We start from the raw sequence: 21,881 nt of genomic DNA on the forward strand, positions 1-21,881 counted from the left end.
TTCGGTGATGGCCCGACCTTGAACCAGTGGCCGGATGGCCAACATGTGAAAGAATCAGGCCATGCACCGCATCGCCGTCCTCGCGCTCGAACAGTCGGTGGCGTTCGACCTCGGCAGCTCGACGCACATGTTCGCCCGGCTCGGCGACCTGTACGAGGTCGTCGTCTGCTCGCCGGACCGCCGCCCGATCCCCACCAGCGGCGGCTTCACGATCGCGCCCGAGCACGGCTTGGAGGCGCTCCAAGACGCGGACACGGTGCTCGTGCCGGGCACCAACTACAGACCGGCACGCGAGGGCTGGCTCGAACCCGCCGTCCTGGAGGCACTGACCACCACGAACGCGCCGCGGATCATGTCGATCTGCACCGGCGCGTTCGTGCTGGCCGCCGCCGGGCTGCTCGACGGCAGGCCCGCGACCACGCACTGGGGCACCACCGAGGAGTTCCGCGCCCTGTACCCGAAGGTGCGGCTCAACCCGGACGTGCTGTTCATCGACGACGGCGACGTGCTCACCTCGGCGGGCGTCGCGGCGGGCATCGACCTGTGCCTGCACGTCATCAGGTCCGACCACGGCAGCGAGGTGGCGAACTGGATCGCCCGCTACTGCGTCGTCCCGGCGTGGCGGCAGGGCGGCCAGTCGCAGTTCGTGGACCGGCCGGTGCCGAGCTACCCGGACACGTCGACCGCGCTGGCCCGCGAGTGGGCCTTGGAGCGGCTCCAAGAACCGCTCGACCTCGCCGGGATGGCCGCGCAGGTGCGGATGAGCGTGCGCACGTTCACCCGCCGGTTCCGCGCCGAGACCGGCATGTCGCCCGGCCAGTGGCTGACGCAGCAGCGGGTGGAACGGGCCCGGCACCTGCTCGAGTCGACGGAGCTGCCGGTGGACCAGGTGGCCCGGCACGCGGGCTTCGGGACGGGAGCGGCACTGCGGCAGCAGCTGGCGGCGTCGATCGGGGTGTCGCCGACGGCCTACCGTCAGACGTTCCGCACGGCCTGAAGCTTCGCCCGCACCTCGTCCGCCTCCGGCACACCCAGCTCGTCGTAGATCGTCAGCGCCAGCTCCCAGTGGTCGGCGGCGTCCTCCGCGCCCAACTCGTGTGCCGCGTCGCCGATCAGTGCCAACGAGCCGGCCTCGTGGTAGCGGCTGCCGATCTCACGGGACAGGGCGAGCGTCGTGCGGGCGGCCGTGCGCGCGGCTTCGAACTGTCCCTGGCCGAGCTGGACCTCTGCCATGGCCTGCCGGCAGGAGACCGCGCCGACCTGCTCACCGACCTGGTCGTACATGGCCAGTGCGCGGCGAAGTTGCTGCTCGGCCTCGTCCCATCGCCGCATCCTGCGATAGAAGATGGCGAGGCTTTGCCGGGCGATCGCCTCGACCCACGTCGCGCCCGCCTTCCGCGCGGTCGCGGCTGCTTCCAGGTGATGTGCCTCGGCGTCGTCGAAATGACGCAGATGCTCCAACACGGCGGCCAGCGTGCCCAGTACACGCGCACGAGCCAGCTCCGAGACGTGACCGCTCAGGTCGAGCGCCTTGCGCAGCCACGTCGCCGACTCCTCGAACTCGTGCAGCCGCTCGTGGGCGACGCCGATGTTCATCAGCATCGCCAGCCGGGGTTCGGTCGTGCCTTCCGTGCAGGGCAACGCCAGGTGGCAGACGCGCAGCAAGGCCGAGAAGTCGGAGCGCAGCCACAGGTACCGCGACAGCGTGTACGTCAGCTGCCACGCGTGCGTCGGCCGGTTGTGCGCCGCCGCGGACTCGATCGCGCTGATCACGTTCGTGAGCTCGGTGCCGAACCATGCGGTGGCTTCGTCGGCGGTGGTCAGCGGCGGAGTCTCCGTCGGCCGGTGCCGTGGTGAGATGTCGACCGGCGTGCGCATGACCGGCAGGAGGCCGTCGGCGATGTCGGCGCAGTGCAGGTAGTAGTCCAGCAACCTCTCCAGTGCGGCTTCCCTGCCGGGATCCAGGTGCGACAGTTCCGCCGAGTAGGCGGCGAGCAGGTCGTGGCACCCGAACCGGTCCGGTGCCGGCGAGCTGACGAGCTGCGTCCGTACCAGTTCCGCGAGCAACGGGCGGACCTCGCCACCCGCCAGCGCCAATGCCGCGTGCACCCCGATCACCCCGCCGCCGCGCACGCCGAGCAGCCGGAACAACCGGGCCGCGGCGGGGGAGAGCTGCTGGTAGGACCACGAGAAGACGGCACGGACGTCCGTGGACGAGTCGTCGTCGCCGAGCATGTCGAGGCCTGCGCCGATCAGGTCGTCGGCGAGCTCGCGCAACGGGAAGGTCGTGGCCGAGGCACGGGCCGCGACCACGGCGAGCGCGAGTGGCAGCCCCGCACACCGTTCGACGAGGTCGCGCGCAGCACCGGGGTCGGCCTGCAGCCGGGCCAGGCCGAGATGACTGGCCAGCACCGCCTCCGACTCGTCGCGGGTCAGCGTCGTCAGATCGACCGCTCGAGCGTTCTCCAGCCCGGACAACGGATCGCGGCTCGTCACCACGGCGACGCGTTCGGGGCTGTCCGGCAGCAAGGGGCGGACCTGGTCCGCGTCACGCGCGTTGTCCAGCAGCACCAGCACTTTCCGTCCGGCGAGCAGCCGCTGGAACAGAGCCGACCGCTCCTCCACAGTGGACGGTATCTCGTCGGCGGGCACCTTCAGCGCGTCGAGGAAACCGCGCAGCACGTCCGACGGCCGCACGGGTTCCGCGCTCGGGTCGAAGCCGCGCAGGTTCACGTACAGCTGCCCGCCGGGAAAGCGATCGGCGGCTCCACGACACCACTTCACCGCCAGTGCGGTCTTGCCGACGCCCGCGGTGCCGTGGATGACCGACACGGCAGCGGAGCCGAGCGCGGTCAACTCCGCCTCGCGGCCGACGAAGTGCGGGTTCACGGCGGGGAGCTGGCGCGGAACAGAGATGGTGGCGCCGGTGAGGATCCGTTCGTGCAGGCCGCGCAGTTCACGGCCCGGTGTGCTGCCCAGCTCCTCGGCGAAGAGCCGCGTCACGGCCCGGTACGCGGCCAGCGCCTCCGCCTGCTGACCGCAGCGGTGCAGAGCGAGGATCAGGTGCGCCCAGAACGGTTCCCGCAACGGGTGCTGACGGGTCAGGGCACGCAGTTCGGGGATCACCTCGGCGTGCCGCCCGCGCTCCAGGTCGTCCGCGAGCCGCAGTTCCAGCGCGGTCAGGCGTTCCTCGGCGAGCGGGTCGATCTCCTCGCGCCGCAACGACTCCGAGTGGACGTCGGTGAGCACTGGCCCGCGCCACAACGACAGCGCTTCGGACGCGGCTCCCGTGGCCACGAGGTCGCGGAACCGGGCCAGGTCGAGCTGGTGCGGTGAGATCACCGCCGTGTACCCGCCGGACACCGTGGTCACCACGTTCGCCTCGCCGAGCGCCTTGCGCAGCCGCGCGATGACCATCTGCACGGTCTTGACCGCCCGGTCCGGGCCGGGCGGGTCGCCGTTCCACAGCCACCGCACCATCCGGTCGGTGGTCACGAGCTCGTTGGCGCGCAACAACAGTCCGGCGAGAGCGACCCTGGTGTGACCGGCGGGGAGCGGGACGACCCGCCCCCGCACCGAAACCTCCAGCGTGCCGAGTACCCGGAACTCAGCCGTCATCGCGGACCAGGAACGGCCGCAGCAGGTCGGGCACCGCCTCGTCGGCGAGCGCCAGGCCGTCGGACTCGCCGACGTCCGTCACGTGGTAGACGCCCGCACCCGCCGCGGTGGTCGCGCCGATCGTCATCAAACCGCTGCGGCGCTGGAAGAACGACCGCTGGATGCGCCAGCCGATGATGCCGGTGCGCTGCAACGCCACGGTGCTGCGCACCAGGGAGTTGTTGCGCGTCACCAGATAGCGGTCGTCGAGCGCGTTGCCGAGCGAGCGGTAGTTGTCCCAGCCGACCAGCGCGGCGAACGGGATGATCGCCACCGGGATCGGCCACGCCCACGACGGCGCGAAGATCGCAAGGCCGATCGCGATCACGACCCACGGCACCACGTGCCGGATCACGCTGCGGCGCAACGCGGCGAACGGGTGCTTGCGGAGCTTGCGCAGAGTCGGGTCGTCGGCGACCTTCAGCACGTCCTGCGAGACCTGGTGCGCCACGGACAACGGCGCGGGCGGCAGCAGCAGGTTGCTCTCGCCCTTCGAGCCCAGGCCCGTGGTCACCGCGGCGAGCTTGGCGCCCTTGCCCGCGCGGACCAGCAGCGGTTCCTGGATGTCGACGCCGCGAAGCCGTTGCTCCTCCACGGAAACCGACCGCGTGGTGAGCAGACCTCGTTGCACGCGCAGGGTTCCGTCCGGCTCGCGGGTGAGCCGGTAGTTCCAGAACTGAAGGATGTAGAGCGGTACCGACAGCACCAGCCCGGCCACGACCAGCGCGATCGCGAACACGCCGAGCAGCGTGAAGCTCGGGTGCTCGAACAGCCACTCCCACAGGTCCTGGACCGGGTGCAGGCCGAGGTCGTCGGCGTAGTTGGACAGGATGCCGAACACGGCACCGATCGCGACCAGGCCCGACAACGACAGCGGCGCGAACTTCAGCCACTTCAGGTCGAGCTGCGAGATGACCTCGGACTCCGCGAGCACCGGCTCGGCGTGCGGCTCGTCCGGGGACGCCGGTCGCGCGACTGTCTTCTGCAGCAACAACACCCGCAGCCGCTCGGCCTCCTCCGACGTCACCGCGTCGAGGGTGAGGCCGTCGGTGCCGGGCGCGTCCTGCTGCCCGGTGCCGATGCGCACCGCCGACAGCCCGAAGACCCGGTGACCGGGCTTGGACGTGAGGTCGACCGTCCTGATGCGATCGCGCGGCACCGCGAGCTGCTTGCGGGTCAGCAGACCCGTGTGCAGCTCGACCTGGTCGTCGGTGATGCGGTACTTCGTGGTGCGCCAGATGAAGTAGCTGAACGCGAGGATCAGCGCGACCGTCACGCCGCTCGCGAACAGCCGCCACTTCTCGCCGTTGCCGGTGACCAGCAGGACGGCGATCGGCACCAGCATCGCGATGCCCTCGTTGAGCGGCCGCACGATCAGCATGCGCACGTGCAGGCGGTGCCACTCGGCCAGCGGCTCGGTGAACTCCGGCGCCGCGGGCAGGTCGGCTGGAGTGGTCACGTGGCATCACCCGGCGTCGCCTGGGTGGTGTTGGTCAGCTCGACCACGAGCCGCTGCGCCACCTCGTGGTCCAGGCCCTCGATCTCGACGGGACCCGCGGCCGACGCCGTCGTCACCGTGACCGTCGCGAGGCCGAGCAACTGCTGGAACGGCCCGCGCTTGGTGTCGATCGTCTGGATGCGCGACACGGGCGCGACCCGCCACTCCTGGTTCAGCCAGCCGGAGAGGGTGTACACGGCGTCCTGCGTGGTCTCCCAGCGGTGCACGCGGTACCGCCAGCTCGGCTCGACCGCGGTGTGCACGATCCCGACGACGAGCGTGGCGATCATGAGCGCCAGCTCCCACGTGGGCGGTTCGTTCACCAGCATGAACACGACCAGCTGGGGCACGAACAGCACCAGCCAGAAGAGGGCCGCCTGCATCGTCCACAGCAGGACCGACTTCGGACTCACCTGGTGACGAGGAGTGCGCAGTTGCAGAGTCACCCCACAAGGGTGCCTCACCGCCCACTGGCGATGTGGCCAGGTGTGCCAATTGGTGTGTCGGTGGAGAGGTGGTCTTGCTTGCGAGGGAGGCAAGACCACCTCAACCGGTCAAAACGATCAGGGCTGGCAGTAGTACGGCGGGGTGAAGACGTCAGGGGTGTCGGCCGACGCCGCTCCGGCCGCCGTCAGCAGTGCTCCCAAACTGAGGATCACTGCGGCGGCGATTCGAGCGATAGTGTTCATCTTCATTGAGGTGCTCCGTTCCGATAGGTGGCGGCCGTGGATGAGGGCAGGAAGTCGTTGACGAGGTTCGGCGCGCGGTTGCGGGCGGTCCGGCTGCAACGCGGTTTGTCGCAAAAGGACCTCGCGTGCCCCGGCGTCTCCATGAGCTACGTGTCGAGGCTGGAATCCGGCGAGCGCGTGCCGTCGCCCGCCGTGGTGCGCAGGCTCGCCGAGGTGCTCGGCGTCGACCCGTCCGAGCTGATGGTCGACGAGGACCGCACCGCGATGCAGGACGAGGCGCTGGCGTGGTGCGAGGCGCTGCTGGCCTACCACGACGGCGACCTGGTGATGGCCGTCGACCTGCTGGAAACGCTGGGAAAGCGGTCGGACGAGGAGATGTTCGGCTGGTGCGTGCGCTGGACGCGCCTGGTGATGCTGGCGAGGCAGCGCGACCACGAGGGTCTGCTGCTGGCGGCGGCGAAGCTGCGCAAGTCCTGGTCTCCCGGTCCGGCGGTGGACGCGTTGGCTGAGATCCTGCGCGCATCCTCGTTGCGGCGCCTCGGCCGGACGGCCGAATCCGTGCGAGCCGCGACCGAGGCCGTTGAGCTGTCCAGTGGTGACGGTGAACGGGTGCGCCGCGTCAACACGCGCGCACTCATCTCGTTGTGCGCGGAGCTCACCGCGGCGGGACGTCTGGCCGACGCCGAACAGGTCGTGGACCAGCTTTCCGCGCGACTGCCCGAACTCGGGCGCGACCGGCTCGCGATCTCCACGTGGTGGGCGCGGGCCAAGGTCGCGGACCGGCTGGGGGACAGGAGCGAGGCCGCGCACTGCATCCGCGAGGCCGTCGCCATGCTCGACGACTTCGACGGTGATCCCGAGTACCGCTGCCGCGTTCGCCTTGCGGGAGCGTCCATCGCGCTGCGCACGCCCGGTGCGAACCTCGACGAGGTCGTGGCGTTGCTGGACAAGGTGGAGACGACGGTCGCCGCGATGCGCCGGCCGGACGGTCTGCTCGCCCACGCTCGCGCGTTGCGCGCCGAGTTGGCGTTGCGCGACGGCGAGGTCGACAGGGCTCGCGAGCTCGCGCAGGAGGCCATCGCGACCGGTCAGCTCGACGCCGAGCAGCAGCTGCGGTGCCACCTGCTGCTGGTGCGGGCGGCGGACGAGGTCGACCCGGACGGCAGCACCGGCGCGCGCACGGCCTTGGCCGCGCTGCTGGAGCACATCAACCCCGAGGGCGTTGACCCGCTGCTGTGGCGCGACGTGGCGCGGATTGCTCTGCGCAAGCACTGACCGCAGGCGACGTTGCCCGGCCATGACCGCCCCTCGCTCCTTAACTGGACACATTGTTAACGGAGCATGACACAGACCAGTTACCCGTCACATCACCCAATTCCACTGCGTGGACGTGGGTAAATCACCCAAGAACCGCGACCACCCCGTCGGCGGCAAGCGACCGAACGGGCGATTGGACCCCGGTCTGGTCGGACCAATTGTCAATCACTTGACAATAGATGACTCGCCGTTGGTCAAGCTCATCCACCACACGATGGCGCCGGAGCGGCCGTTGACGTCAAGGGTCGTGTAGATCCGCTGGAGGTGGTTCTGCACGGTCTTGGGCGAGAGTCCGAGCGACTCGGCGATCATCGCCGTGCTCGCGCCGGCCGCGACGAGCCGCAGCACCTCGATGCCGCGTTTGGTCAGACCCGCCCGCAGCGCGCGGGCGATTCGGGTGTTCGTGTGCTCCGCCGTACCGGTCTCGTGCAGCTCACCGGCGTGCGGGACGCGCACCACGGCGTCCTCGCGCTTGGGCTCGAAACGCCTGTGCGCCAACTGTTCCACGAGTCGTGAGGACAGGTCGTGCTCGCGCATCCGCAACAGGTCGCGGCCCTCCTGCAGCTCCCACAGGCGGTACTGCTCCAACTGGAGCCGCGCGTGCCTGAGCGCCCGTCCCAGGTCCCCGGATCGTTCGTACGCCTCACTGAGCTGCTGGTGAGCGTGCACCGCCACTTCCCGTGCCAGGCAGCTCATCGCGAGCTCGGCGGCCTGCGTCAGCTGGGTGATCTGGTCCTGGTACCGCTTGCGCGCACCGGACATCCTGGCGCGCGCCATCAACGCCTCCGCCCGCGCCACCGGGCGGTTCCTTCCGGCAAGCAACTGGTCAGCGCGCTGCCAGCTGCGGTTCGCGCGGTCAAGTTCACCCAGATCAATGCGCACGTGTGTCAGCAGGACGTTGACCATCGCCATCCGCACCGGGTCGCCGACCTGCTTCCACCGGTCACGCACCTGCGCGCACAACGCCTCCGCCCGCCGGAGCTTGCGCACGCACGGCTCGCCGTCGAGGCTGCAGCGGCTCTCCTCGGTGCGGATCATGCAGTGCTCGTGGTACTGCATGCGCATCACGCGGGCCTGTTCGAACAGCACCGACCCGATCAGCTCGTTGTCGCCGGTGAGCTCCGCGAGACCCAGCGCCCTGGCGAACGAGTTGAAGCTGCGTTCGCGCGAATCGAGCCGCAGTTCCACCACAGCACGGGAAAAGCTGCACCGGGCCTGCAGTCCGATGTGGCGGTTCGCGGCCGCGATCTCCTGCACCCTGTCGATCGTGTCGAGCGCGCTGGGCCACAGCCCGCGTTTGCCGAGCGCCACGGACTGGGTCAGCACGCCTTCCGCGACGCCCTCGACGTCGTCCAGCCAGGCGAACGCGGCAACCGCTTTCTCGGCGTACTCCAGTGCCTCGCCTGGCCTGCCCTCGTCCAGTGCGATGCGTGCCTCGCGCAGGTTGTGCACGGCGTTGGACCGGGGATCAGCCGTCCTGCCGGGAACCGTCATGATCAAGCCCCTCTCCCGAGGGCCGAGCCTAGACCTGTTCGCGCAATTGACGTTTCAACACTTTCCCGGCCGCGTTGCGCGGCAACTCGTTGACGAAGAAAACATCCCGGGGGACCGAGAACCTCGCGAGGTTCGCCTTCACGTGTTCACGTACGTGTTCGGCCGTCAGGGTTTCGGCGCCCACGACGAACGCGACTAGCCGCTGGCCGAACTCGTCGTCCTCCACGCCGAGCACGGCGACCTCGGTGACGCCCTCCAGGTTCGAGAGCAGGTCCTCGACCTCGCGCGGGTAGACGTTCTCACCGCCCGACACGATCATCTCGTCGTCCCGGCCGGCCACGAACAGCAGGCCGTCCTTGAGATAGCCGAGGTCACCCGTGGACATCAGGCCGTTCAACGACTCCTTGCTCGTGCCGTTGGTATAGCCGTCGAACAGCATCTCGTTGCCGACGAAGATCCGGCCGGTCTCGCCGGGCGCCACCGGCTTGCCCTGATCGTCCACAATGGCCAATCGGGTGCCTAGCGGTGGCTGGCCCGCCGTGCCAGGCGCGCGAAGCATCTCCTCGGGTGTTGCGATGCTCGCCCAGCTCACTTCCGTTGAGCCGTAGAGGTTGTAGAGCACCGGGCCGAACTCCTCCAGGGTGCGGGCGGCGACCCGGGGTGGCAGCGACGACCCGCTGGAGGCGATGATCCGCAGCTTCGGCCGGTGCGGGGTCTCCAGCATGCGTTGCAGCATCACGGGAACCACGAACATCGCCGTGCACCGCTCGGCGTCCTTCAGCGTCTGCGCGGGGTCGAACTTGCGGCGCAGCACCAGCGTGGCACCCAGGACGAGCCCGAGCTGGAACGCGGCGAGCCCCCAGGCGTGGAAGAGCGGCGAGGTGATCGCGATGACCTCGCCGTGCTTGAGCGGGATCCGCGACAGCAGTGCGGCGGCGGGGGCGAGGCTCGCCGGTTCCGGCCGGCGCGCGCCCTTCGGAGCGCCGGTGGTGCCGGAGGTGAGCAGGATCAGCCGGCCGCGCGGAGGCCTGCGGGGCAACGGCGTGCGCGGGCCGTTGAGGATCAGCGACTCCAGCTCGTCGCCGAAGTACACCGGCAGATCGGGGAGCACGGAGGCGAACTCGCGGTCGGCGACGATCCTGTCGATCTTCTGCTCCTGGGCGACCTGGGCCAGTTGTCCTTTGCTCAGGCCGGTGTTGAGCAGGACGGCGTCGGCGCCGATCTTCGTGCACGCGGTCATCGTCTCGATGAACCCGCGGTGGTTGCGCAGCAGCAGGCCGACACGTTCCTTAGCGCGGAAGGCGTGCGCGAGCCGGCTGGTGCGCTCGTCGACTTCCGCGTACGTCAGCACACCGTCGTCGTCGATGATCGCCGCACGGTCCGGGTGCCGGCCGGCGCCTGTCTGGTACCCCCACGCGAGCGTGATGTCCCAGTGCAGATAGCCGCGTGCGGTCGCGGCAAGGCCTCGCGGGCCCAGCGGCCGGATCACGCCGGCTTTGACCAGGGTCAGCAGCACGCGGGTCACCATGGGACCCACTCTGCCATCTACCTACTTGTGAGTAGGTAACGCTGTGATGGCGGTCACATCTCGGTGTCGGACGCGGCGACGACGGCTTCCCGCAGTGCGGCCCGCAGACGGCCGACCTCCAGCGGTGTCAGAACGGCGGCTTCCCCCGGCGGCACGTTGATCACGATGTGCCCCTGGCTGACGAACACCGTCAAGTCCCGTCGGCGCGAAGCGATGTCGCGGCAGCTCACCTGCCACTCCTCTTTGGCTCCCACGGGTTTCTTCCTCCAGCTCACTCGGCGCGCCGGCCCGGTGGCGCCGGCGCTCGCGTTGATGAGACGCGGGCGACCGGCAGTCGTGACGACGTTTTCGCGTTCCCGCGAAAGTTCCCCATCGAGCGACCGTGCCGAGCTGCGGATAGCGTCGCATGTGGGACGAGAGTAGGTCACCTGGAGGGGTGAAAATGGCGGAACCGCAACGCATCGTGATTGTCGGGACGGGCCTCGCCGGTGCCTCGGCTGCCGGAGCGCTCCGAGACCGCGGCTACGGCGGCAAGATCACCATGTTCGGCACCGAACACCATCGCCCGTACGAGCTTCCCGCGCTGTCCAAGGACGTTCTGCTGGGAAAGGCCGCCGAACCGGCGTGGGTGCACGAGCAGGGCTTCTACGCCGACAACGAGATCGAGCTGAAACTCGGCGTCTCGGTGCTGGATCTGCGACCAGGTGATCACTCGATCGTTGACTCCGATGGAGCAGTGCGTTCCTACGATCGGCTCTTGCTCGCGACGGGATCGCGCCCCCGTGTTCTGCCTGGCGCGCAAGGACATGTGCTGCGCACGATCGACGACTCGCTGGCGTTGAAGTCGAACCTGCGCGAGGGAAGGCACGTCGTGATCGTCGGCGCGGGCTGGATCGGCTGCGAGGTGGCGGCCGCGGCCCGCACGCACGGCTGCCGCGTCACGGTGGTCGACCCGCTGTCCGAACCGCTGGTGCGCGTGCTGGGCACCGAGATGGGCCTGATGTTCCGCGGCCTGCACGAGGAGCACGGCGTCGAGTTCAAGCTGGGCACCGGCGTGGCGAGCTTCTCGCCGTCGGGCGTGCGGCTGGACGACGGCACCGAGTTGCTGCCGGACGTGACGGTGCTGGCCGTGGGCGCGACCCCGCGGCTCGAGCTCGCCGAGGCCGCCGGGCTGGACCTGGCTGACGGCGGCGTGGCGGTCGACGCCACGTTGCGCACGTCCGCCCCCGACGTGTTCGCGGCCGGGGACATCGCGGCGCACGACCACCCCCGCTACGACGGGCGGGTCCGCGTCGAGCACTGGGCGAACGCGAAGGACCAGGGCACGTACGTCGCCGGGCCGCTGCTCGAGCTGGACGAGCCCTACCAGAAGTCGCCGTACTTCTTCACCGACCAGTACGACCTGGGCATGGAGTACCGCGGCCTCGCGGATCCGTCCGACGAGGTGGTGGTGCGCGGCGACCTGGCCAAGCGGGAGTTCATCGCGTTCTGGCTGCGCGACGGGCGGCTGCGGGCGGCCATGAACGTCAACGTCTGGGACCACGGGACGGCGCTGAGCAAGCTGGTCAACGCGCAGGCGACGGTGACTCCGGACCAGCTGCGTGACGCTGATCTGGGCTCCTTGGTCTAGATGCAGGAGCCCTGCATCGGGCCCTCGCCGTTGGCGAGGTCGCCCAGGGCCTTGCGGATGACCGCCATCTCCTGCTCGGAGAAGCGGGCGCGGAAGCCGCGTTCGACCTCGGCGAGCGCGTCTCCCGCCTGCTTCTGCAGCTCGCGACCCTTGTCGGTGATCACCGGCGTGCGCACCCTGCGGTCGTTGGGGTCGGGCACGCGCATGATCAGGCCGGCCCGCTCCAGCTTGTCGAGCTCGCTCATCAGCGTGGTCTTGTCCAGGCCGAGCATCGCGCCGAGCTTGAGCTGGGTGCGTGCGGCCTCCTCGCCGACGGCGAGCACGTTCAGGACCAGCTGTCCGCGCAACGAGATGCCGAAGTTCGCGATCTCGTCGGCGAACGCGGCCCCGACCCGCTGGGCGGCGCGGTGCAGCAGCCAGTTGAAGTCCCACTTCTCCACGCACGCGGTGATCGGTTGCTGCACCTCCATGTGGTCCATCCTACATCCCGGCGAAGATGTTCTCGGCCCAGAACATCTTGACTCGGAACTTCTTCACTCGTATGTTCTGGGCATGACCACTTTGCTTCACATCGACTCCAGCATTCGCCACGAGGGGTCTGTGACCCGCGAGATCACCGGCGCGTTCGCCGACGTCTGGAGGTCTTCGAACCCCGAGGGCGGCTACACCTACCGCGACCTGAACGCGGAGCCGGTCCCGCACGTCGACGGCTCGCCGCACGACATCAAGGCCGACCTGGTCGCCGAGGTCAGGGCCGCCGACGTGATCCTCATCGGCGCGCCGATGTACAACTTCTCGATCCCGTCGACGTTGAAGGCCTGGATCGACCAGGTCGCGGGGCAGGAGTTCTTCCCGCGCGAGGACGGCACTTTCGAGCTGGGCGGCAAGCGCGTCGTCGTCGTGACCGCGCGTGGTGGCTCGTACAAGCCGGGCACGCCGCGGGAGGGCTTCGACTTCCAGGAGCCGTACCTGCGGGCGGTGCTGTCGATGATCGGGCTCGACCACAACCTGGAGTTCGTGCACGCCGAGCTGACCATGGCCGACGTCAACCCGCAGATGCACCAGTTCCGCGAGCTGGCGGTGGAGTCGCTGGCCGACGCGCACCGCGTGGTGAAGGAGCTCGCGTCCGCCTAGCCTGGCGGACATGATCGACAAGGTTGCCTGGATTCAGCTGGAGGACGGCCGGGTGCTCGGCACCAGGTCGGCCGGCAAGGACACGTACTACCTGCCCGGTGGCAAGCGGGAGCCGGGGGAGACCGACGTCGAGACGCTCGTGCGCGAGATCCGCGAGGAGCTGTCCGTCGAGATCGACGCGGCGTCGGCGAAGCACGTCGGGACGTTCGAGGCGCAGGCGCACGGCCACTCGTCGGGGGTGACGGTGCGGATGACCTGCTACACCGCGTCGTTCACGGGGGAACCGGTGGCGTCGGCCGAGATCGAGGAGCTCGCCTGGCTCACCACCGCCGACGTGGACCGGATCTCTCCGGTCGATCGCATCATCTTCGCTCACCTACACGAAGCCGGGTTGCTGTCCTAAGCTGGTAAGCGCTTTCCCACTCTGTCCACCTACCGCCGCCACGCTGTAGGGAGTGACACGCATGGGGTTTCGCAACAGATCAGTGGTGCTGGCGGCGGTGTGTGCGACCGTCGCGGGCGCGCTGGTCGGCACGACTCCCGCCATCGCAGAATCCGGAGAATGGCGCGTCACCGCGCCTGTCAGTGCGCAATCCGTTGCGCCAGAAGCACTTGTCCGGCTCGACAAGGGGAAGTTGAGCCTGGAGGTCCGGCACGGCGGCACCACGGTGCTGGAGCCGTCCGCGCTGGGCATCCGCACCGCTGACGCCGACCTGACGTCGGGGCTGAAGTTCGTCGGGTCGGCGTCGCGGCTCGTCCAGGACTCGTACACGACCGTGTCCGGCAAGAAACGCGAGCACACCTACGTCGGCACGGAGACGACGTTCCACCTCCAGCGAATGGCTGAACGGCTGGATCTCGTGGTGCGCACGTCCTCCGACGGGGTGGCGTACAAGTACGTGCTGCCCTCGGGCAAGTGGACGACGGTGCTCGGCGAAGCGTCGGAGTTCGCGGTGCCCTCGGCCGCCGAGAAGTTCCTGCTGCCGTACGACAACGGACGCAGCGACTACGAGTCCGCGCACGTTCGCGTTGCGGAGAAGGGCGTCGAGTACGGCTATCCGGCGCTGTTCCACGTCGGCGAGTCGTGGCTGCTGCTCGCCGAGTCGGATCTCGACGGCCGCTACGGCGGTTCGCGGGTGGTGTACGACGGTTCCCGCTATCGGCTCGTCCTGCCTGATCCGGCCGAGACTTCCGCCGGCCCGCTGGCGACGCCGTGGCGTGTGCTGGGCGTCGGATCGCTGGCCGAGATCGTCGAGAGCTCGCTGATCACCTCGCTCGCGCCGCCGTCGAAGATCTCCGACACCTCGTGGATCAAGCCCGGCACCGCGGTGTGGTCGTGGTGGGGTGACGGCACGGGTGACCTGGCTCTGCAGAAGCGTTACGCGGACTACGCGGCGAAGCAGGGCTACAAGTACAACCTCGTCGACTCCGGCTGGAGCGCCGACTGGATTCCCGAGTTGATCGCGTACTCGAAGGCGCGCGGCGTCGAGACGTGGCTGTGGGTGCGGTGGCAGACCATCGACACCGACAGCGAACGGGAGCGGCTCTTCGCCCAGTACCGCTCGTGGGGCGCGGTCGGCCTGAAGATCGACTTCATCGAGTCCGACGGCCAGGACCGCATGCGCTGGTACGACGCCGTGTACGCGGCGGCCGCGAAGTACCAGCTGATGCTGAACTTCCACGGCGCGCCGATTCCTCGCGGTGTCACGCGGACCTGGCCGCACGTGCTGTCGGTCGAGGCCGTGAAGGGCGCGGAGGGCACGAAGCCGCGTCCCGGCCGGGAGCCGTTCCCGATCGAGCACTACCTGACGCTGCCGTTCACGCGGAACCTGACCGGGCCGATGGACTTCACGCCGGTGACGTTCTCGGGGGTGCGCCCGAACTCCGACGCGGCCGAGCTCGCGCTGGGCGTGCTGTACGAGTCGGGTGTCCAGCACTTCGCCGACAAGATCTCCAGCTACGCCGCGTACCCCGTGGCCGAGCAGTTCCTGCGCACGGTTCCGGCCGCGTGGGACGAGACCCGGCTGGTGGCGGGCGATCCCGGCAAGCTCGCGGTGCTGGCGCGGCGATCCGGCTCGACGTGGTTCCTCGGTGCCGGTACCGCGGGTGATCCGCGTGACCTTTCGGTCGGAACGGGATTCCTCGGCTCCGGCTCCTGGTTGGTTGAGCTGTACCACGACAGCCCGACGGGCAAGATCACGTTCGACACCAAACGTGTCGCGGCGGGAGACTCCCTGACGGTGCCCGTGGCTCGCAACGGTGGTTACGCGGCCAGGCTCTGCCAGGTGCCGCCGACCGCCACCACGTGCGGCTGATCACTCCATCTGGTCGGTCGCCTGCCACGCGGGGGCCCGGCGCGCAGTGAAGCGGCGCGTCCGGTCCCCGCGTGCCCACATCGCCGCGGCCGCGGCGACCACGGCGATGATCACGTAGATCGCCTGGAAGCTCAGGTGCGCGACGAGTGCCGCGCCCGCCGCGAGGCCCAGCGGCCCGCCGGCGAAGACGATGCTGACGGCCGTCGCGCTGACCCGGCCGAGCACCGCCGGTGGGGTGCGGTGCTGGACCAGCGTGATGACCGCGACCACGGCCCAGGCGAGGCCGACGCCGTTCAGGAACCCTCCCGCGAGCACCGCCGGAAGCCAGGCCGTCATCCTGGCCAGGGCCCCCGCGGCGATGAGCAGGAGGCCGAGGGTGACGTTGGCGCGCTTTCCCATCAGGCCCGCGAGGACCGATCCGGCACCCTGGGCCGCGGTCAGCACGCCGAGGAACGCCGGCCCGCGATGCAGGCCGTCCTCTACCAGCGCGAACGACGCGGCGGTGCCCAGTGAGCCCGCGAACAGCGCCGTCGCCGCGCCCGTCAGCGGCCACGTGAGGGCCTTGAGGTGCGGCCGGCTCGGTGTCTCGCGCGGCGCGGGAGGTGGCTCGTCGACCTTGATCATGCTGGTGGCCGCGGCGGCGAGCAGGAACGACAGCGCGTCGATCGCGACGACCGGCCACGCGCCGTACACGGCGAACAACGCGGCGGCAGCCAGTGGCGCGACGAGCTTCATGCCTTCCTGCAGCGACATGCGCAGGCCGTTGACCTTGGCGAGCTGGTCCTGGGGGAGCAGTGCGACGAGCAGCGCTGGTTCGGCGGCGCTGACCAGGACCGCCTTCACGCCGTAGACCAGCAAGACCGCGTAGATCACCCAGATCTCGTCGGTGAAGAACAGCACCGCCAGCGCGGGCACGATCGCGAGGTCGGTCCAGATGAGCAGTGGTTTGCGGCGGTAGGAGTCGGCGAACCGGCCGATCCACGGCGACAGCACGCCCGGCGCGTACACGCACAGGATCGCGATCGTCGCGAGAGCGTCGCTGCCGGTCAGGGACTTCACCCAGACGCCGGCGACGAGGTACATCGCGCTCGTGCCGAAGAACGACAGCGCCAGCCCCGCGAAGTACCACCTGATCAAGTCGCTCCCCCAGAGACGACGAAGGAGGAGATCTCTCTCCTCCCACTTCAACATATAGCGCAGACGGGGGCTTGCCACAAGACCCCGGGTGTGCTTCATCATTTCCCGGCCAACGTCATCCACCTGGGGAAATGGGGAACTCCATGATCGACGTCATCATCGCCGGCGGCGGGCCGACCGGCATGATGCTGGCCGGCGAACTGCGGTTGCACGGTGTGGAGGTCGTGCTGCTGGAGAGGGACGCCGAACCGACGAAGGTGGTGCGCGCGCTCGGCATGCACGCGCGCAGCATCGAGATCCTGGACCAGCGGGGCATCGTGGACCGGTTCCTCGAGCTCGGCACGAAGCACCCGCTCGCCGGCTTCTTCGCGGGCATCGACAAGCCCGCGCCGGAACGCCTCGACACCAAGTACCCGCACACCCTCGGCCTGCCGCAGCCGATCACCGAGCGCCTGCTCACCGAACACGCCGTGGCTCTCGGTGCCGAGGTCCGGCGCTCCTGCGAGGTCGTCGGGCTGTCGCAGGACGACGAGGGCGTGACCGTCTCGCTGGCCGACGGCAGTGCGTTGCGGGCGCGGTACCTGGTGGGCTGCGACGGCGGCCGCAGCACTGTGCGGAAGCTGGCCGGGATCGACTTCCCCGGCGAGCCCACTCGGGTCGAGATCCTGCTCGGCGAGATGGAGATCGGCATGCCGTGGGAGGAGGCGATGCCGATCATGATGAAGGTCCGCGAGACGCAGAAGCTGTTCGGCATCGGGCCCTACCGCACCGGTGGGTACCGGGTCGTCGTGCCCGCGGAGGGCGTGTCGGAGGACCGCGCGGTCATGCCGACCCTCGACGACTTCAAGGCGCGGCTGCGGCACTTCGCGGGCACCGATTTCGGCGTGCACTCGCCGCGCTGGATGTCCCGCTTCGGTGACGCGACGCGGCAGGCCTCGCGGTACCGGTCGGGCCGCGTGTTCCTCGCGGGCGACGCGGCGCACGTCCACCCGCCGACCGGGGGCCAGGGTCTCAACCTCGGGCTGCAGGACGCCTTCAACCTGGGCTGGAAGCTTGCGGCGGCGGTGCACGGCTGGGCTCCCGCGGACCTGCTGGACACGTATCACGCCGAACGGCACGCGGTGGCCGAGGACGTCCTGAACACCACCCGCGCGATGATCGAGCTGATGAGGGTGGAGCCGGGCCCGCAGGCGGTGCGGCGGGTGTTCACCGAGCTCGTGGCGTTCGAGGAGGTCAACAGGTACCTGATCGAGAAGATCATCGCGATCACGATCCGGTACGACTTCGGTTCGCCGGACGACCTGGTGGGGCGGCGGATCGGGGACCTCGCGCTGAAGCGGGGCGGGCTGTTCGACCAGATGCACGCGGGTCGCGCGATCCTGCTCGACCAGACCGGGTCGCTGTCCGTGGGCGGCTGGGCCGATCGCGTCGACCACGTCGTCGACGTGAGCGAGAAGCTGTCCGCGCCCGCCGTGCTGGTGCGGCCGGACGGGTACGTGGCGTGGGCCGGCTCGGACCAGCAGACGCTGGAGGGTGAGCTGGCTCGCTGGTTCGGTACCTCTGTCTGAGGTCACCCGTTCGGGCGCAGGGGGCGCGCTGTCACACTGTGCGGCGTGTCCGAGCCGATGACCGCGGTGCTGTTGCGCGCCGCCGAGCTCACCGCCTCGGGGAAACCGCGGCAGGCCATCGACCTGCTGCGGCCCCTGGTGGCGGCGAACCCTCGGCACGCCGAGGCGTGGTGCCGGCTCGCCGCCGCCCACCTCGACCTCGGTGAGGCGGGCCAGGCCCTCGACTCGGCCAAGCGGGCGATGGTGCTCGACGGCGAACCGGCCTGGCCGCAGCGGCTGGCCGCGCTGGCGTTGAGCGACCTCGGCCGGCATCAGGAAGCAGCCGTCGCGGCGCGCGAGTCCGTGCGCCGCAAGCCGGGCGACTGGCGCTGCTACGTCGTGCTGGCCGAGGTGCTCGCGGACCTTCCTGAGGGCGGCGTTGAGGCGTTCGACTCGGCCCTGCACGCCTCCCAGCTCGCACCCACCGAGGCGCGGGCGTTCCAGGTCCTCGGCGACGCGGCCCTGCGCATGCGCGACTGGGGCACCGCCGAGCACGCCTACCGCAACGCGATCAAGCTCGACCCGTCCGACGCGGACTCCAAGGCCAACCTCGCGACCGTGCAACGGCGCCGTTCCGCGAAGCCTCCCGCCCCGATGCAGTTGAACAAGGTGAAGGTGTGGCGTGCGCTGCGCACGCTGTCGTTGCTGCTGGTCGGCGGTGGGTTACTCGCTCTGGTCGCCGGCATGCCCCGTCCCACGCCCTACCTGGGGGTCTTCACCGGAGCCCTGGTGCTGTGCTGCCTCGTCGTGGCGCTGCGGCTGCGTCCGTTCAAGCTGCTGTTCGGCCTGCGCAAGCTCGCCGTGACGGTGTCGCTGCTCGCGGCGTCCGCTCTCATTCTGGTCGCGTGGACCATAGCGTTGTTCCTCGGAGCAACCACGATGCAGCCACTTGTGCTTTCCTGGTTGTGCGCTGTCGTGGGGGGAGCGCTCGTGTACGTCGGGGGAGGCAGGAAGCGGTGATGCGTCGCAACGCGGTCGCACTGGCGTTCCTGCTGTTCCTCGGACAGCTGTTCATCGTCGCCGCACCCGCACCGACGCCCGCTGAGGGCTCCGTAGTCCGGTACGCCCAGGACGTCGCGAACCTGCCCGGCGCCGCACCCAAGCCGCACAAGCACCATTCGGCGCGGGTGCCGCAGTCCCAGCTGCCGATGGACGTGCCGCCGGTCGCTCGTCCCGCACTGCCGGTGCGTTTCGTCGTCTCGTTCGCCCGCCGCGTCCACCGCACGCCCGACGGTGTCCGCTGGACGCCGCAGCGGGACCGTTCGCCGCCTTCCGGTCGCTGAAATCTCGTTTCTCAGCACCCGTCTTTCTTGACCGGAAGGTTCACTCACCCATGTCGCGCGACAACGCGCGGCGGGGTCTCCTCGTGCGCGGTCTCATAGCGCTCGGGGTCCTCGTCGCATCCGCTTTCCTGCTGCTCACCACGGATCCCCGTCTCGGCCTCGACCTGCGCGGCGGCACCCAGATCGTCCTCGAAGCGAAGGGCGACTCCGATGCCGCCGACCGTTCGCTCGAGGTGCTGAGGCGCCGGGTCGACGCACTCGGCGTCGCCGAACCCGTCATCGCCCGCTCCGGCGAGAACCGCATCATCGTGGAGCTCCCCGGCGTCCAGGACCCGGCCGAAGCCGTCAAGGTCCTCGGCCGCACCGCGCAGCTGGTCGTGCAGCGCAACGGCCAGACCGTCATGACCGGCGAAGGCATCTCGGACGCGTCCTCGGCCCGCAACCCGCAGGGCGCGGGCTACGTGGTCAACATCCGGTTCCGCGGCGACGCGCCCTCGACGTGGCAGAAGGTCACCGGCGAGGCGGCCTGCGAACCGTCCGGCACACCCGGCCGCCAGATCGCGTTCGTGCTGGACGGCAAGCCGATCTCGTCCCCGGAGGTCAGCCTCGACACGCGGTGCGGCGCCGGCCAGGCAGGCGGTGCCACGACGATCACAGGCCGGTTCGCCCAGGCCGAGGCCAAGGAGCTCGCCCTGGTCATCCGCTCCGGCGCGCTGCCCGTGCCGGTCGAGGTGATCGAACAGCGCACCGTCGGGGCGACGCTGGGCGCCGAGGCGATCGAGGCGAGCGCTCAGGCCGCGGTCATCGGCATCGCCCTGACCTCGGTGTTCCTCATCGTCGCTTACCGTCTCGCCGGGTTCTTGGCCGTGCTGGCTTTGGCCGGTTACGCGGGTGTCGCCTATGCCGGGTTGCTAGCTGTGGGGGCGACTCTGACGTTGCCCGGTCTGGCCGGTTTCGTGCTGGCGATCGGCATGGCGGTCGACGCGAACGTGCTGATCTTCGAGCGAGCGCGCGAGGAGTACGCCCGGAAACCGAACCTGCGCCGTGCCGCGGAGGGTGGTTTCCGCGGGGCGTTGAGCGCGATCGCGGACTCGAACGTGACCACGTTGCTAGCCGCGGGCCTGCTGTTCTGGCTGGCCACGGGCCCGGTGCGCGGGTTCGGCGTCACCCTGACCATCGGTGTGCTGGCGTCGATGTTCAGCGCCCTGGTGTTGTCGCGCGTGTTGGTGTTGTGGGTGCTGGGGACACGGTTCGTGGCTCAGCGTCCTCGGTTGAGCGGCCTGCACACTCTGGGCTGGGTGCGGCAGCGGCTGTCCGTCGTGCTGTACCGCCGGCCGTCGTTGTGGCTGATCAGCGCGGGTGCCGTGGTGCTCGTGGCGTTCGCCGGTCTGTTCGTGCGCGGCCTGAACCTGGGCGTCGAGTTCACCGGCGGCCGCGTGCTCGACTTCACCGCGGGAGGCCCGATCGACGCGGGCCGAGTGCGCACCGCTCTGTCCGACGCCGGTTTCGGGGACGTCGTGGTGTCCTCATCGGGCAACGAGGTCTCGCTGCGCGCCGGCCAGATCGACGACAGCCAGTCGTCGAGCATCGGCGCGATCGTCTCCTCGGTCGTCGACGGCGGCGCCCGCCAGTCGAGCAACGAGCTGATCGGTCCCTCGCTCTCCTCCGAACTGCGCCGCAACGCCGTGATCGGCCTGGCCATCGCCGTCGTCGCTCAGTTGGGCTATCTGGCCGTGCGCTTCGACTGGCGCCTCGGCGTGGCCACGGTCGCCGCACTGCTCAGCGACGTGTTCGTGCTGATCGGTGTGTTCGCGTGGATGGGCAAGACCGCGGACGGCGTGTTCCTAGCGGCGCTGCTGACCGTGATCGGCTACTCGGTGAACGACTCCGTGGTCGTCTTCGACCGCCTGCGTTCGCTGCGCGGCTCCCGGTTCACGGCCTCGTACCCCGACGTGGTCTCGGACGCGGTCGTGCAAACCGTGCCGCGCACCGTGAACACCGGCATCGGCGTGCTGTTCGTGCTGTCGGCGTTGCTGGTACTCGGCGACGGTTCGCTGGCCAACTTCGCGACGGCGCTGCTGATCGGCCTGATCGCGGGCACGGCGTCCACAGTGGTCACCGCCGCCCCGGTCGCGCTCTGGCTGGAGTCCCGCTGGCCGCGCAAAGCAGTTTCGAAGAAGCGCCCGGTGGGGGTGCGGGCCTAGCGTCTCTCGCATGATTACTCATGCGCACTCGGTGACCATCAACGTCCGCTCGCTGGACGAGGCCGTCTCGTTCTACGTGGACGTGCTGGGCTGGGAGAAGCGACAGGACAGCAACGAGGCCGGCATGCGCTGGCTGACCGTCGCTCCTCCCGGCGCCCAGACCGCCTTCGCGCTGTCGCTGAACGACACGCCGAACGTGTCGTTCTCGACGGGCTGCGGCATCTCGCTGATCACCAACGACATCGACGGTGACGTGGCGGCCTTCCAGGAGAAGGGAGTGCAGGTCAAGGGCGCGCCGGAGACCATGCCGTGGGGTGATCGGGCGACCTGGTTCAGCGACCCGTTCGGCAACGAGTTCTTCCTAGTCCAACTCGCTTCGTAGCAAGCT

General features: G+C 69.7%; 20 protein-coding genes. 11 read left to right on the top strand and 9 right to left on the bottom strand.

The window, feature by feature from the left end; all coding sequences use genetic code 11:
- The first annotated feature begins 61 nt into the window (after positions 1 to 61).
- Complete coding sequence (locus ABZ345_RS35285) at positions 62 to 997, top strand: helix-turn-helix domain-containing protein (protein ID WP_359858663.1); 936 nt, start codon at positions 62 to 64, stop codon at positions 995 to 997.
- Here ABZ345_RS35285 and ABZ345_RS35290 read toward each other — a convergent pair.
- From ABZ345_RS35290 to ABZ345_RS35305, 4 genes are all read right to left on the bottom strand, one after another.
- Positions 976 to 3,618 (bottom strand): BTAD domain-containing putative transcriptional regulator, encoded by a 2,643-nt coding sequence (locus tag ABZ345_RS35290; RefSeq protein ID WP_359858665.1) that lies wholly within the window; start codon positions 3,616 to 3,618, stop codon positions 976 to 978. The genes ABZ345_RS35285 and ABZ345_RS35290 overlap by 22 nt on opposite strands.
- Positions 3,608 to 5,116, bottom strand: a complete 1,509-nt coding sequence (locus ABZ345_RS35295) for a PH domain-containing protein (protein WP_359858667.1) — start codon at positions 5,114 to 5,116, stop codon at positions 3,608 to 3,610. The genes ABZ345_RS35290 and ABZ345_RS35295 overlap by 11 nt, the downstream gene beginning before the upstream one ends.
- A complete protein-coding gene (locus ABZ345_RS35300) occupies positions 5,113 to 5,601 on the bottom strand; it encodes a PH domain-containing protein (protein WP_359858669.1) in 489 nt (162 codons plus the stop codon). The genes ABZ345_RS35295 and ABZ345_RS35300 overlap by 4 nt, the downstream gene beginning before the upstream one ends.
- A gap of 117 nt (positions 5,602 to 5,718) precedes the next feature.
- Positions 5,719 to 5,850: a hypothetical protein gene (locus tag ABZ345_RS35305; RefSeq protein WP_359858671.1), complete on the bottom strand. Its 132-nt coding sequence runs from the start codon at positions 5,848 to 5,850 to the stop codon at positions 5,719 to 5,721.
- A gap of 30 nt (positions 5,851 to 5,880) precedes the next feature.
- Here ABZ345_RS35305 and ABZ345_RS35310 point away from each other — a divergent pair, with 30 nt between their 5' ends.
- Positions 5,881 to 7,119: a helix-turn-helix transcriptional regulator gene (locus ABZ345_RS35310; RefSeq protein WP_359858673.1), complete on the top strand. Its 1,239-nt coding sequence runs from the start codon at positions 5,881 to 5,883 to the stop codon at positions 7,117 to 7,119.
- Between the two features lie 207 nt (positions 7,120 to 7,326).
- Here ABZ345_RS35310 and ABZ345_RS35315 read toward each other — a convergent pair whose 3' ends face one another.
- The 3 genes from ABZ345_RS35315 to ABZ345_RS35325 are packed head-to-tail and all read right to left on the bottom strand — an operon-like array spanning position 7,327 to position 10,437.
- Complete coding sequence (locus ABZ345_RS35315) at positions 7,327 to 8,655, bottom strand: LuxR C-terminal-related transcriptional regulator (RefSeq protein ID WP_359858675.1); 1,329 nt, start codon at positions 8,653 to 8,655, stop codon at positions 7,327 to 7,329.
- A 28-nt stretch (positions 8,656 to 8,683) separates the two neighbouring features.
- Complete coding sequence (locus tag ABZ345_RS35320) at positions 8,684 to 10,183, bottom strand: AMP-binding protein (RefSeq protein ID WP_359858677.1); 1,500 nt, start codon at positions 10,181 to 10,183, stop codon at positions 8,684 to 8,686.
- Positions 10,184 to 10,236: 53 nt separating this feature from the next.
- Positions 10,237 to 10,437 (bottom strand): hypothetical protein, encoded by a 201-nt coding sequence (locus tag ABZ345_RS35325; protein WP_030468277.1) that lies wholly within the window; start codon positions 10,435 to 10,437, stop codon positions 10,237 to 10,239.
- Positions 10,438 to 10,625: 188 nt separating this feature from the next.
- Between ABZ345_RS35325 and ABZ345_RS35330 the strand changes: the two genes are divergently transcribed.
- Positions 10,626 to 11,813 (top strand): FAD-dependent oxidoreductase, encoded by a 1,188-nt coding sequence (locus ABZ345_RS35330; protein WP_359858679.1) that lies wholly within the window; start codon positions 10,626 to 10,628, stop codon positions 11,811 to 11,813.
- On the opposite strand, the gene ABZ345_RS35335 is transcribed toward ABZ345_RS35330, so the two are convergent.
- Entirely contained in the window at positions 11,810 to 12,283 is a 474-nt protein-coding gene (locus ABZ345_RS35335) for a MarR family winged helix-turn-helix transcriptional regulator (protein ID WP_359858681.1), read from the bottom strand. The two genes, ABZ345_RS35330 and ABZ345_RS35335, sit on opposite strands and share 4 nt — an antisense overlap.
- 82 nt (positions 12,284 to 12,365) lie before the next feature.
- Here ABZ345_RS35335 and ABZ345_RS35340 point away from each other — a divergent pair, with 82 nt between their 5' ends.
- From ABZ345_RS35340 to ABZ345_RS35350, 3 genes are all read left to right on the top strand, one after another.
- A complete protein-coding gene (locus tag ABZ345_RS35340) occupies positions 12,366 to 12,947 on the top strand; it encodes an NAD(P)H-dependent oxidoreductase (RefSeq protein ID WP_359858683.1) in 582 nt (193 codons plus the stop codon).
- Positions 12,948 to 12,957: 10 nt separating this feature from the next.
- Positions 12,958 to 13,350, top strand: coding sequence for an NUDIX domain-containing protein (locus ABZ345_RS35345; RefSeq protein WP_359858684.1), 393 nt, complete (start codon positions 12,958 to 12,960; stop codon positions 13,348 to 13,350).
- A gap of 61 nt (positions 13,351 to 13,411) precedes the next feature.
- Positions 13,412 to 15,262 (top strand): glycoside hydrolase family 97 catalytic domain-containing protein, encoded by a 1,851-nt coding sequence (locus tag ABZ345_RS35350; RefSeq protein WP_359858686.1) that lies wholly within the window; start codon positions 13,412 to 13,414, stop codon positions 15,260 to 15,262.
- Here the strand turns inward: ABZ345_RS35350 and ABZ345_RS35355 are convergent, their stop codons facing one another.
- Positions 15,263 to 16,399 (bottom strand): MFS transporter, encoded by a 1,137-nt coding sequence (locus ABZ345_RS35355; RefSeq protein WP_359858688.1) that lies wholly within the window; start codon positions 16,397 to 16,399, stop codon positions 15,263 to 15,265.
- Between the two features lie 143 nt (positions 16,400 to 16,542).
- Between ABZ345_RS35355 and rox the strand changes: the two genes are divergently transcribed.
- The 5 genes from rox to ABZ345_RS35380 are packed head-to-tail and all read left to right on the top strand — an operon-like array spanning position 16,543 to position 21,875.
- Positions 16,543 to 17,967: a rifampin monooxygenase gene (gene rox, locus ABZ345_RS35360; RefSeq protein WP_359858690.1), complete on the top strand. Its 1,425-nt coding sequence runs from the start codon at positions 16,543 to 16,545 to the stop codon at positions 17,965 to 17,967.
- A gap of 45 nt (positions 17,968 to 18,012) precedes the next feature.
- Positions 18,013 to 18,966 (top strand): tetratricopeptide repeat protein, encoded by a 954-nt coding sequence (locus tag ABZ345_RS35365; protein ID WP_359858692.1) that lies wholly within the window; start codon positions 18,013 to 18,015, stop codon positions 18,964 to 18,966.
- Positions 18,966 to 19,289, top strand: a complete 324-nt coding sequence (locus ABZ345_RS35370; RefSeq protein ID WP_359858694.1) for a hypothetical protein — start codon at positions 18,966 to 18,968, stop codon at positions 19,287 to 19,289. Before ABZ345_RS35365 ends, ABZ345_RS35370 begins: the two co-directional genes overlap by 1 nt.
- Before the next feature lie 50 nt (positions 19,290 to 19,339).
- Positions 19,340 to 21,493: a protein translocase subunit SecD gene (gene secD, locus ABZ345_RS35375; protein WP_359858696.1), complete on the top strand. Its 2,154-nt coding sequence runs from the start codon at positions 19,340 to 19,342 to the stop codon at positions 21,491 to 21,493.
- Between the two features lie 10 nt (positions 21,494 to 21,503).
- Entirely contained in the window at positions 21,504 to 21,875 is a 372-nt protein-coding gene (locus tag ABZ345_RS35380) for a VOC family protein (RefSeq protein ID WP_359858698.1), read from the top strand.
- The last annotated feature ends 6 nt before the right edge of the window (positions 21,876 to 21,881 follow it).

This window comes from Lentzea sp. NPDC005914, assembly GCF_040629405.1.
Lineage (GTDB): Bacteria > Actinomycetota > Actinomycetes > Mycobacteriales > Pseudonocardiaceae > Lentzea.

Bases quoted from the DNA above. Each gene is read 5' to 3' on its own strand.
- ABZ345_RS35285 (WP_359858663.1), top strand. From the start codon at position 62: ATGCACCGCATCGCCGTCCTCGCGCTCGAACAGTCGGTGGCGTTCGAC.
- ABZ345_RS35290 (WP_359858665.1), bottom strand. From the start codon at position 3,618: ATGACGGCTGAGTTCCGGGTACTCGGCACGCTGGAGGTTTCGGTGCGG.
- ABZ345_RS35305 (WP_359858671.1), bottom strand. From the start codon at position 5,850: ATGAAGATGAACACTATCGCTCGAATCGCCGCCGCAGTGATCCTCAGT.
- ABZ345_RS35315 (WP_359858675.1), bottom strand. From the start codon at position 8,655: ATGACGGTTCCCGGCAGGACGGCTGATCCCCGGTCCAACGCCGTGCAC.
- ABZ345_RS35320 (WP_359858677.1), bottom strand. From the start codon at position 10,183: ATGGTGACCCGCGTGCTGCTGACCCTGGTCAAAGCCGGCGTGATCCGG.
- ABZ345_RS35330 (WP_359858679.1), top strand. From the start codon at position 10,626: ATGGCGGAACCGCAACGCATCGTGATTGTCGGGACGGGCCTCGCCGGT.
- ABZ345_RS35335 (WP_359858681.1), bottom strand. From the start codon at position 12,283: ATGGAGGTGCAGCAACCGATCACCGCGTGCGTGGAGAAGTGGGACTTC.
- ABZ345_RS35340 (WP_359858683.1), top strand. From the start codon at position 12,366: ATGACCACTTTGCTTCACATCGACTCCAGCATTCGCCACGAGGGGTCT.
- ABZ345_RS35345 (WP_359858684.1), top strand. From the start codon at position 12,958: ATGATCGACAAGGTTGCCTGGATTCAGCTGGAGGACGGCCGGGTGCTC.
- ABZ345_RS35350 (WP_359858686.1), top strand. From the start codon at position 13,412: ATGGGGTTTCGCAACAGATCAGTGGTGCTGGCGGCGGTGTGTGCGACC.
- rox (WP_359858690.1), top strand. From the start codon at position 16,543: ATGATCGACGTCATCATCGCCGGCGGCGGGCCGACCGGCATGATGCTG.
- ABZ345_RS35370 (WP_359858694.1), top strand. From the start codon at position 18,966: ATGCGTCGCAACGCGGTCGCACTGGCGTTCCTGCTGTTCCTCGGACAG.
- secD (WP_359858696.1), top strand. From the start codon at position 19,340: ATGTCGCGCGACAACGCGCGGCGGGGTCTCCTCGTGCGCGGTCTCATA.
- ABZ345_RS35380 (WP_359858698.1), top strand. From the start codon at position 21,504: ATGATTACTCATGCGCACTCGGTGACCATCAACGTCCGCTCGCTGGAC.